The organism is Vitreoscilla stercoraria DSM 513 (assembly GCF_000382305.1).
Classification (GTDB): Bacteria; Pseudomonadota; Gammaproteobacteria; order Burkholderiales; family Neisseriaceae; genus Vitreoscilla; species Vitreoscilla stercoraria.
Window position 1 is genome coordinate 1 of the sequence record NZ_KB908043.1, and the last position, 10930, is coordinate 10930.

General features: G+C 45.7%; 4 protein-coding genes, 6 pseudogenes and 1 other annotated feature. Of the genes and pseudogenes, 5 read left to right on the forward strand and 5 right to left on the reverse strand.

Annotated elements, in window-relative coordinates:
- The 5 genes and pseudogenes from H150_RS14535 to H150_RS0113095 form a co-directional block, all read left to right on the forward strand.
- Window positions 1-257: pseudogene (locus H150_RS14535) on the forward strand (IS256 family transposase); the annotation flags it as partial.
- A 42-nt stretch (window positions 258-299) separates the two neighbouring features.
- Window positions 300-665 (forward strand): annotated as a pseudogene (locus H150_RS14540) (IS30 family transposase); the annotation flags it as partial.
- Window positions 643-1853: pseudogene (locus H150_RS15045) on the forward strand (IS3 family transposase). The pseudogenes H150_RS14540 and H150_RS15045, both read left to right, overlap by 23 nt.
- Window positions 912-1028 (forward strand) — a sequence feature (AL1L pseudoknot). (Overlaps the previous pseudogene by 117 nt.)
- A 249-nt stretch (window positions 1854-2102) precedes the next feature.
- Window positions 2103-4115 (forward strand): excinuclease ABC subunit UvrB, encoded by a 2013-nt coding sequence (gene uvrB, locus H150_RS0113090; RefSeq protein WP_019959506.1) that lies wholly within the window; start codon window positions 2103-2105, stop codon window positions 4113-4115.
- Between the two features lie 208 nt (window positions 4116-4323).
- Window positions 4324-6171, forward strand: a complete 1848-nt coding sequence (locus H150_RS0113095) for a Na/Pi cotransporter family protein (RefSeq protein WP_019959507.1) — start codon at window positions 4324-4326, stop codon at window positions 6169-6171.
- A 78-nt stretch (window positions 6172-6249) separates the two neighbouring features.
- Here the strand turns inward: H150_RS0113095 and H150_RS0113100 are convergent, their stop codons facing one another.
- The 5 genes and pseudogenes from H150_RS0113100 to H150_RS14545 all read right to left on the reverse strand — a co-directional run.
- Window positions 6250-7701 carry an aldehyde dehydrogenase family protein gene (locus H150_RS0113100; protein WP_019959508.1) on the reverse strand — a complete coding sequence of 484 codons (1452 nt, stop codon included), beginning with the start codon at window positions 7699-7701 and terminating at the stop codon, window positions 6250-6252.
- Between the two features lie 276 nt (window positions 7702-7977).
- On the reverse strand, window positions 7978-8466 hold the full coding sequence (locus H150_RS15450; protein WP_425424988.1) for a YadA family autotransporter adhesin: 489 nt from the start codon (window positions 8464-8466) through the stop codon (window positions 7978-7980).
- Window positions 8461-8583 (reverse strand): annotated as a pseudogene (locus H150_RS15455) (hypothetical protein); the annotation flags it as partial. The gene H150_RS15450 and the pseudogene H150_RS15455, both read right to left, overlap by 6 nt.
- Before the next feature lie 741 nt (window positions 8584-9324).
- Window positions 9325-9411, reverse strand: a pseudogene (locus tag H150_RS15460) (hypothetical protein); the annotation flags it as partial.
- Between the two features lie 48 nt (window positions 9412-9459).
- A pseudogene (locus tag H150_RS14545) lies at window positions 9460-10930 on the reverse strand (hypothetical protein); the annotation flags it as partial.

Sequence of the window (10930 nt, forward strand, 5' to 3'; positions counted from 1 at the left end):
CAGATGTACATTGGACGCACATCCGCACCACCAACCCAATTGAATCCACGTTTGCCACCGTACGATTGCGCAGCAAACGAGCCAAAAACTGTGGCTCCAGAGAAACCACTTTGGCGATGGTGTACAAATTATTGGAAACGGCCCAAAAGCGTTGGCGCCGGATTCAGGGATTCAACTTGTTGACCTTGGTGGTCAACAACGTCATCTTCAAAGATGGCAAGCAGGAAGACGAACAATCAACAGAGAAAGCGGCCTGAATGCCATACACCAGATTTGACAATAACTCCCAATTAGCTGGATTACCTTCATCCATCAGGCAAACACTGACTTGGGATAGAGGTCATGAAATGTCTAAACACCATCTTTTAACTGCTCAATGCAATATGTCTGTTTATTTCTGTGATGCTAGCAGTCCTTGGCAAAAAGGCACAAATGAAAATACAAATGGGCTTTTAAGACAATATTTACCCAAAGGTAAAAATCTTGGTCTTTATTCACAAGAACAATTAGATAAAATTGCTTTGCAACTTAATACTAGGCCGAGAAAAATCTTGGGCTTTAAAACACCTCTTGAGGTCTTTCAAACAGGTGTTGAACCGCCCCGGGTTGCTCGGAGACCTAACTTTCTGAGAGAATATCCGAATGAAAAATACTTACTCACCTGAAATCCGTCAACGAGCGGTTCGCCTTTATCAAGAACAGCGCAGTGAATATCCCACTCAGTGGGCCGCCACAGTGTCCATTGCCAGCAAGTTTGGTTGTACACCAGAAACACTGCGCACTTGGATTAAGAAGTTTGAAGCTGATCTGGCTGATAATGGCGCAGCAGCTGATCAAGCGCAGCGCATTAAGCAGCTCGAAAGAGACAATAAAGAGCTGCAACGCGCCAATGAAATCTTGCGCAAAGCTGCCGCTTTTTTCGCCCAGGCGGAGCTCGACCGCAAATAGGCGATTTGTTGGATTTTATTCATGAACACAAAATGGTGTATGGGGTCGAGTCAATTTGCCGAGTATTGCCGATTGCGCCATCCACTTATTATCGACATGCGCAAAGATTGAAACAGCCTGAATTGCGAGCCAAACGGTGCGTGTCGGATAAATGTTTATTGGTTCAAATCAACACTGTTTGGGAAGACAGCTTGCAGGTTTATGGTTACCGCAAAGTCTGGCACCAATTGCAACGTGAAGGTGTTCAAGTTGCCCGCTGTACGGTTGCTAGACTGATGCGTAAACACAGCATACAAGGGGTTTAGCGGGGTAAAGGCAAACGCACTACAGTGTGTGATCCAGAGTTGCAACGGGCCGATGATTTGGTAAATCGGCAATTTACTGCCAGTCGGCCAAATCAATTGTGGGTAGCCGATTTCACCTATGTGTCTACCCACCAGGGCTTTGTGTATACGGCTTTCATCATCGATGTGTTTGCTCGGCGCATTGTTGGTTGGAAGGTGGCAAAACGGATGGATACCGACTTGGTGATGGATGCATTGGAGCAGGCTTTGCATGCCAGAAACAAGCCCAAACACCTCATTCACCACAGTGATCGAGGCAGCCAATATCTGTCGATTCGTTACACCGAACGTTTACAGGCCGCTCAAGTGAAGGCTTCGGTCGGAACAACGGGTGATTCGTATGACAATGCTTTGGCTGAAACGGTGAATGGTTTATACAAAACTGAGGTCATCCATCATCAAAAGCCGTGGAGGCGGATGATTGATGTTGAATTGGCAACACTAAACTGGGTGGATTGGTTCAATCATCGACGTTTGTTAAGTTCGATAGGTTATGTTCCATCAGCCGAATTTGAAATGGCGTATTATCGCCAATTGGAAGAGTCAGCCAAAGTGGCATGACTCAAGATAAACTGTCTCCGAAATACTCGGGTCGGTTCATTGCGCTGACCGGTTGAATCCGCACATTTTATAAATAGGAAGCACGCTTTATTACTATATGTAATACCAATATTTTGCATAAAATTAATTTACTCATTCCATTCAAATATAGATCAAACACTAAAAAAATCTTTTCGCCAGTAAAAGATTGATTCCCATGCCCAAACAAGGCAACATATTTGCCTGCTTGAATTGAGAAAAACTTGTGCCATGAACATCATCCAATATCCCGACAGCCCTTTTAGCTTGCATCAACCATTTCCCCCTGCAGGCGACCAACCCACAGCCATACAAGGCTTGATTGAAGGTTTACAGGACGGCTTATCCATGCAAACTTTGCTCGGGGTCACAGGTTCAGGCAAAACTTACACCATGGCCAATGTGATTGCGCAAATGGGTCGTCCTGCCATCATCATGGCGCACAACAAAACTTTGGCAGCGCAACTGTATGCCGAGATGCGCGGCTTTTTTCCTGACAATGCAGTGGAATATTTCGTGTCTTATTACGATTATTACCAACCTGAAGCGTATGTCCCGAGCCGCGATTTGTTCATTGAAAAAGATTCCAGCATCAACGAACACATCGAACAAATGCGCCTCTCCGCCACCAAAAGCTTGATGGAGCGGCGCGATGTGGTGATTGTGGCGACAGTTTCCGCGATTTACGGCATTGGTGATCCATCGGAATACCACCAAATGATTTTGCATCTGAAAGAAGGTGGCAAACTTGAGCAACGCGACATCATTGCGCGCTTGGTAACAATGCAATACGAGCGTGGCGACATGGATTTTGAGCGCAGTTCGTTTCGCGTGCGCGGTGATGTGATTGATGTATTTCCAGCAGAAAACTCCGACAGCGCATTGCGCATCAGTTTGTTTGACGATGAAATTGAGTCTTTGCAATTGTTTGATCCGTTGACAGGACGCATCGAGCAAAAATTGGCGCGTTATACGGTGTATCCGTCTAGCCATTACGTCACGCCGCACGCAACCGTCCTGAAAGCCTGTGAAACCATCAAAAAAGAATTGGCCAAACGCATTCAGTTTTACAACGATGAAATCCGTTTGGTTGAAGCGCAACGCATCGAGCAGCGCACGCGTTTTGATTTGGAAATGCTGTATGAAATGGGCTTTTGCAAAGGCATTGAAAACTACTCGCGCCACTTTTCAAGGCGGCCTGAAGGCGCAGCACCGCCAACTTTATTCGATTATTTGCCCAAAGACGCATTGCTATTCATGGACGAATCGCATGTGACCGTCCCGCAAGTGGGCGCGATGTACAAAGGCGACGCGGCGCGCAAACAAAACTTGGTCGATTATGGTTTTCGCCTGCCTTCGGCGCGTGACAACCGTCCCTTAAAGTTTGAAGAATTTGAAACTTTGATGCCGCAAACCATTTTTGTCTCTGCCACGCCCGCCCAATATGAAGAAGCGAATGCGTCCCAAGTGGTCGAACAAGTGGTGCGTCCGACAGGCTTACTCGACCCGATTTTAGAAATTCGTCCCGTTGGCACGCAAGTAGACGACTTGATGAGCGAAATCACGCAACGCGCCGCCATTGGCGAGCGGGTTTTGGTCACGACTTTGACCAAACGCATGGCCGAACAATTGACCGATTACTACACCGATTTGGGCATCAAAGCACGTTATTTGCACAGCGATTTGGACACCGTTGAGCGCGTTGAAATCATTCGTGATTTGCGTTTGGGCGTGTTTGATGTATTGGTTGGCATCAATTTATTGCGGGAAGGCTTGGACATTCCGGAAGTGTCTTTGGTCGCAATTTTGGATGCGGACAAAGAAGGCTTTTTGCGCAGCCGCAGAAGTTTGATTCAAACCATAGGTCGTGCCGCGCGCAATGTTAACGGCAAAGCGATTTTGTATGCCGATAAAATCACCGATTCGATGCAAGTGGCGATAGACGAAACCGAACGCCGCCGTGCCAAACAAATCGCGTTCAATGCCGAACACGGCATTACACCGACACAAATTGTCAAAAAAGTCGGCGATTTGATTGATGGTGTTTACCATGATGATGGTGGCAAAAAATCGGCTGCAAAAGAACAACACTTTAACAGTGAAGAAGCGGTGATCAAAGAAATTACCCGTTTGGAAAAAGCGATGGTGACCGCTTCGCGCAATTTGAAATTTGAAGAAGCTACCGAATTGCGAGACCAAATCAAAGCTTTAAAAGAAAATTGGCTATTTGGCGCTGCACCTTAAATCATTCACTCTCTCTACATCACAAATCCAAGCCCTATTATCGATACAGGGCTTTTTTTAAGCTTCTTTTTGACCACGGTTAAGCCTTTTATCAATATTGCATACTTTCTAGCGTATCGGTTTGATAAGTGAAATTTTTCTATTATGATATGCCATTTTGACCAATTAATGACAAAAGTATAAATCTTTCTCCTACAAAGAGTATCTTATGAAAAAACCATCAGAGCAATACCAACAATATTTCAAATATGCCTTGCTTGTTTTACTCATCATCGCCTTTTCTTATTCCTTCTTTTACAGCACGGCTTGGCTGCAATTGTGTTATGGCCTAGGCATTTTTTTGTTTGGGATGCAATGTATCGAGGAAGGTTTGCAACGTGCAGCTGGCGGTTATCTCGAACGCTTATTGAATAAGTCTACCGACACGCCCATCAAAGGCATGTTTTTTGGTATGGGTGCGACGTTTTTATTGCAATCGAGTACTTTAGTTTCTTTATTGACCATCGCTTTTTTAAGCGCAGGTTTGATTGGCTTAACTGCTGCCATTGCCGTCTTACTCGGTACCAATTTGGGTGCGACCAGTGGTATTTGGTTACTGGCTTTGGCAGGTCAAAACATCAGCTTGAGCGTGTTTGCGTTGCCTTTATTATTTTTTGGTGTTTTAGCCAGCTTTTTCGGTCCACAAGGCAAAGCTTTTGGGCGTGCTTTAATGGGCATAGGCTTTATTTTTGTCGGCATCGATGCCATCAAAGAAGGCTTTAGCGCAATGGGCGGCTCGGTAGATTTCACGGAATTACAAGTATCAGGTCTTGCCGAAGTGTTTATTTTTGCGGGCATTGGGTTGGTTTTAACCGTGGTCTTGCAATCTACCCATGCTGCCTTAATTTTGACTTTGGCAGCATTGGCAGGCGGCCAAATTGCGGTAGAACAAGCTTTTGCTTTGGCTATCGGCTCAAATGTCGGCAGCAGTATCAGTACGGCTTTTGTAGGTTTTTTAGGCAGCGAACGCAATGGTCAACGCTTGGCTTTGGCACATGTCATTTTCAACGTGGTGACAGCAATATTGAGTTTGATTTTGTTCGTGCCATTGAGTTGGTTGGTATTGCAAAGCACCAGCTGGGTGGGCTTGGGTGAAAATCAATTAATACAACTGGCTTTATTTCACACCTTGTTCAACGTCTTAGGCGTCATGGTATTTTGGAATTTACAACAAAAATTGGCCAACCAATTGCAAGCTTGGCTACCGAGCAAACCCGAAACTTCTGCTGCTGCTATGGTGGCCAATACCGAAGCAGAACCATCTAAAACTTCAGCCAAATATTTGACCAAATCCAATTTGCGCACTGCCGATACCGCCGTGTTTGCAGTGGTCAATGAAGTGCGCCATTTGGGCAGTTTGACTTTGGAAGTGATGGGACATGCCATTTATGTGTCATCAGAATTATTGAATCATGCCCATCCTGAACAAGATGATTTGCGCTTGGATGCATCGCAACTGCCATTAAAATTAGATGCCGATGCCTTATACCAACGCCATATTAAAGGCGTGTACAGCGAATTATTAGGCTATGTGAACCGCATTGAGGTACCGTTGCGTGATGAGCAAGAAAGCATTTTGCAAAGCTGCCAAGCAATTGCCTTACAAATGGCGGAAGTGGTCAAAGACGGCAAACACTTGCAAAAAAACCTGCATCAATATTTAAGCAGCGATGAAGAAGTACAACACTATTACGCGCGTTTGCGCGAATATTTGTTCCAACTGATGGTACAAATCAGGCCGTTGGCACAAAATGGTGCGGTGTCTTTGCTGACTTCCAATGAAGAATTAGAAGCACAAATGCAAACATTTGAACAAGCATTTAGCCAAGATGTATTACATGCTTTGCGCTCGGGTCAATTGTCAGAATGGCAAACCAGCTCTTTGATGAATGACATTGCTTATGCTCGTCGCATTGGTCGCAGCTTGTTGGATATTTTAACCGCAGCACAATTGTTGTTCTTGCAAGCAGGTCATTTGAACTCCAACATTTCATTGGATGAGGTTGAAACCGTTTAAAAACACATTCATTTCATTCAAAACAGTTACAGGACGCTTGAAGCGTCCTGTAAATTTTCCAACATTCAAAATCAAAGTTTATGAGTTTTCAGACCAGCCTGAAATGAATTTGCTGTCCATGAATTCTTCCAAACCATACACACCACCTTCACGCGCACGACCTGAAGCTTTCACACCGCCAAAAGCCGCGCCACGCGCACGACTCTTACCATTCATTTCCACCATGCCCGCTTGCAACAAGCGGCTCAAACGGCGACGACGTTCCAAATCAGACGTTTGCACATAATTGGTCAAACCGTAAATGGTGTCATTGGCAACGGCAACCGCTTCTTCTTCGGTATCAAACGGAATGATGGCCAAGACAGGACCAAAAATTTCATTGCGAGCGATGCCCATTTCATTGGTGACATTGGCAAAAACCGTCGGACGAACAAAATAACCTTCACTCAAATGCTCAGGCAAACCCGTACCACCCGCCACCAAAGTTGCACCTTCATCAATGCCCGCTTGAATCAAATCTTGAATTTTGTCCCATTGCAATTTGGAAATCACAGGACCGATGTGCGCACCTTCTTTGAATGCGACATCAACTGTGGTTTCTTCTGCCACTTGTTTGGCAATTTCAACTGCTTTGTCATAGAACGAGCGCTCTACCAACATGCGTGTTGGTGCATTACAAGATTGACCTGAATTGTAGAAACAATGGCGCACACCGCGAGCCACTGCATCGGCATCGGCATCGGCAAACACCAAGTTGGCACCTTTGCCGCCCAATTCCAACACCACTTTTTTCACAGTATCGGCAGAAGCTTTGGTAATGGCAATGCCGGCGCGTGTAGAACCTGTGAATGACACCATCGCCACATCTGGATGCACAGACAATTGCGTGCCCACACCCAAACCATCACCGTTGACCATATTGTAAACACCCGCAGGCAAGCCTGCTTCGTGCATGATTTCTGTCCACACAATCGATGACAATGGCGCAATTTCAGACGGTTTCAAAACCACAGTATCGCCTGCCAAAATCGCTGGAATCACTTTCAATGTCACTTGGTTCATCGGCCAGTTCCAAGGCGTAATGGCAGCCACCACACCCACAGGCTCCCAAGCCACCATGCTGTCATCGTTGCCATCTTTCAATGGGCGCACGAATTCAAAGTTTTTGAACGCTTCAATGAAGTTTTCAATGTGATAGACACCGCAATCGAATTGGTCTGCCAAAGACATGTCTTGTGGCGCACCCATTTCTAAACTGATAGCGTCTGCCATGTCTTGCGCACGGCGATTGTAAATTTCTAAGATTTTTTCCACATAAGCCAAACGGGTTTCTGGCGCAGTGGCAGCCCATGCTGGAAATGCGGCTTTCGCAGCGGCAACAGCGGCATCCGTATCTACTTGATCGCCCAAAGAAATCACCGCCACAGCCTGTTCGGTTGAAGGATCAATGACTTCCAAGTCACGAGCCACAGCAGGATTCACCCACTGACCATTGATATAAAACTGACGGTAATCTTTTAATTGTGTCATGTACTGCTCCTTTGATGAAGTTGCGGTCTAAAACAACATGTTGGAATACTGCAGAAAAAACAAAGATGGCTTGAAATACATCCACATCAAGATATCTTCATGCCATATCAAGATACCTGAGAAGATTTAACTGTGCAACACCCCCAACATTCCTAATAGGAAATATATTTAACAAATAAGAAACATCACACAATTGAAGTATCAAGCCTTGCTATGGATTAAAAAAAGCGTCCTGTAAAATTACAGGACGCTTTCAATCAGCTACATTCAAAAGACTTAGTCAAGCATATACAACATGCCTGCGCCCGCACCGACAGAACCGTTAGGACTGCCTGTTGCCGAAGCCTTGAATACCCATTTGCCACCGTCAGAAATAGAAGAATAACCTACGGCATAACCAACTTGACCTTCATAAACACCAGTTGCCATTGACACACCGCTCTTACCTGGCAAGTAAACTTGTGGCAAGTTAGCGACTGCAATTGCTGTGGCGGTACCAGCTTGGGCTTCTTTTTCAACCGCATTGATACGGTTGTTCAAATTATTGCCCATTTGCTGCAATTGACCCACGTTAACTGCATCAGTCGGCGCGCGACCTGCTGCCACGTTGGACAAGGTAACAGGTGCTGTACCATCGTTAGCATCAATCACACCATCGCCATTGACATCGACAGTCGATGGCGAACCACCTACCAATGTCAAGTTGTTGCTGGCAATACCACCGTTAGCGACAGTTGGCGTGGCTTCATTAGAATATTGAATCACACCAGCACCACCATTAGCCAATTGACCTAAAGCTTCATTGGTTTGATATAACTGACTACCATTAATCGCATCGGTACTGTCTGCATTAATGCGGCCTGCAGCGACATTGGTAATGGTACGTTCCGCTTTCGCAGCACCCACACTCACCGTACCCACAGGAGCCGTACCTGCAAAAGCCCTTTCTTCGGTATCCGTCGCCAAAATCTTAATGCCTGTTGTACCAACGGCAGCAGATACTGTCGTGTTATGACCTAAAGCCACAGAACCTTGGAATGTCGCGCCATTGGCTTGGCTCATGTCTTCCGCATCTTTGCCAATTTTGACTTCATTACCCAAAACAAATGACTGGTTGGCATCAATCGTATTGTTATTACCAATACCATAAGCATTGTCAGCGTTGATGTAAGACGGGTCACCGATCGCACCAGAGTTGTTACCGTTAACCACGTTACCCGTACCAATACTGATAGACTGATTGCCCAATGCTTGCGAACCGTGACCAATCGCAATACTGCTTGCGCCGCCCACTACTGAATCATGACCAATGACCACCGAACTGGTCGCTGCGCTATTGGCAGTGGTACCGTGACCAAAAGCCACAGTGCTGTCAGCACCCGCTTCAATAATCGCATCCACACCAATCGCACTGGAGTTATTACCACCTGCACTTGAGTCGTTCGTGCTACCTAAACGACCTGGCGCATTGCTGCTGTTGGTATGGTGATATTGAATACCAGTGGTATTCATGGCATTGATGGTATCAATAATATTCAATTGATCCGTCTGAGCTTGACCTTGTACGTTAAACGTATCAAACAAATGCTCCAAATCGCCTATTGTGTTTTGCACATTTTGCGTTTGTTGATTCTGTTGCAAGAAGTATTGATTCAATTGATACACATTGACTGCATCATTATCATTGACACCAGCTGCAACATTGGTCACTTGTTTGCCACCTGCATCAATACCATTTTGATTGATGACAGGTCCTGTTTAGTTACCATTACCGTCTTTGAATGACAAACCATCTTGATTCACCACCGTTTGATTGCCTGTTGCTGCATCTTTAGCCACCAAACCATCCGCACCGTAATGGGCAGATTGTGAACCATTGCTAACCGTGGTACCTGTTTTATTCAAAGTCAAAGCCTGACCTTGGCCGTCATCGATTTTCACCGAATCCAATACCAAGTCTTTTTTCGTGGCAACGGTATAAACATCTTGACCAGCAGCGCCAACGGTTTGAGTTACAGTAATATTGTCACCTTGCACCACTTCGGTTTTAGCCGCTTGGGTTTGCGTATTCAAAGCTTGGAAAGCATCATGAATGTTGGTTGCACCTGTACCACCAATGTTTTGAATGTTCGGCGTAGCCTTACCATTGACATCTTGGTAAGCACCTGCACCTACCAAATCATGAATTTGGCTACCATTGACCGCATCACGCGAATCGGCAGCAATCGAACCTGCCGCAACATTGGTAATTAACAAATTACCTGCATTGATACCATTACTGCTAATCACTGGGCCTGTTGGCAAACCTGCAGCATCATTGAAGCTCAAACCATCCTGATTCAATAATGTATTACCTTGCGCCGTTTTCACTTCAAAACCTGCCTGAGTGAATTGGCTATAAGTATCACTTAATGTGTCACCTGAAGTCACACTATCAACTTGAATATTTTTACTCAAATCAAATGTCACATTGCCATTATTATTACTGATGACCATGTTTTGATCGGTATTACTCAAATCAACTTGACCATTCGGTCCCACATTGTGAGCAGCGCCACCGTTAGTAGACAAATTCCAACCTGAAGTCACTTGGCCATTCAAATCATTCAAAGCGTCCTGAACATTGTTATAAGTATTGCCATTAACCGCCAAGCTCGCTTCTACTTTGCCGGTGGTGGTATTAAACGTGCTACCGCCGCCTAAAGAGCTGGCAGTGCTATTACCAACTGCATACAACTGGCTGCCGTTCACCGCATCGGTAGAGCTGCCTGAAATCACACCAGCTGCCACATTGCCCAATACCATCGGTGTAGTCGTTTGACCATCGGCATTGCTCATAGAAGCCATCACGTTACCAGCATTCACCACAGTACCAGAACCATCTGCTTGAGTGTTCCAGTCGCCATTACTTTGTTTGTACACACGATCGCCATTGGCATTGGTATACACCACTGGCAATTGCGCTGCATCCACCACGCTTTGGGCATTCACATCAAAAGTGATATCGGTCACGCCATTGGCTTCCGTTGTCACTTTGGCTGTGGTCAACGTGCCATTGACGAAGTTGATTTTGTCACCCGGAGTCACAGTGCCTTTGGTCGTACCTGCTTGCTGTACGTCAAAGCCTGTATTCACATAAGTGTTCATTTGCGTCAATGCATCGCCCACATTGCCCGCAGCCGTCGCCAAAGTGTTGCCTGCTGCATCGGTGTAAACCACTGCATCGCCT

Coding starts and splice junctions, on each gene's coding strand:
- uvrB (WP_019959506.1), top strand. CDS start 2,103: ATGAACATCATCCAATATCCCGACAGCCCTTTTAGCTTGCATCAACCA.
- H150_RS0113095 (WP_019959507.1), top strand. CDS start 4,324: ATGAAAAAACCATCAGAGCAATACCAACAATATTTCAAATATGCCTTG.
- H150_RS0113100 (WP_019959508.1), bottom strand. CDS start 7,701: ATGACACAATTAAAAGATTACCGTCAGTTTTATATCAATGGTCAGTGG.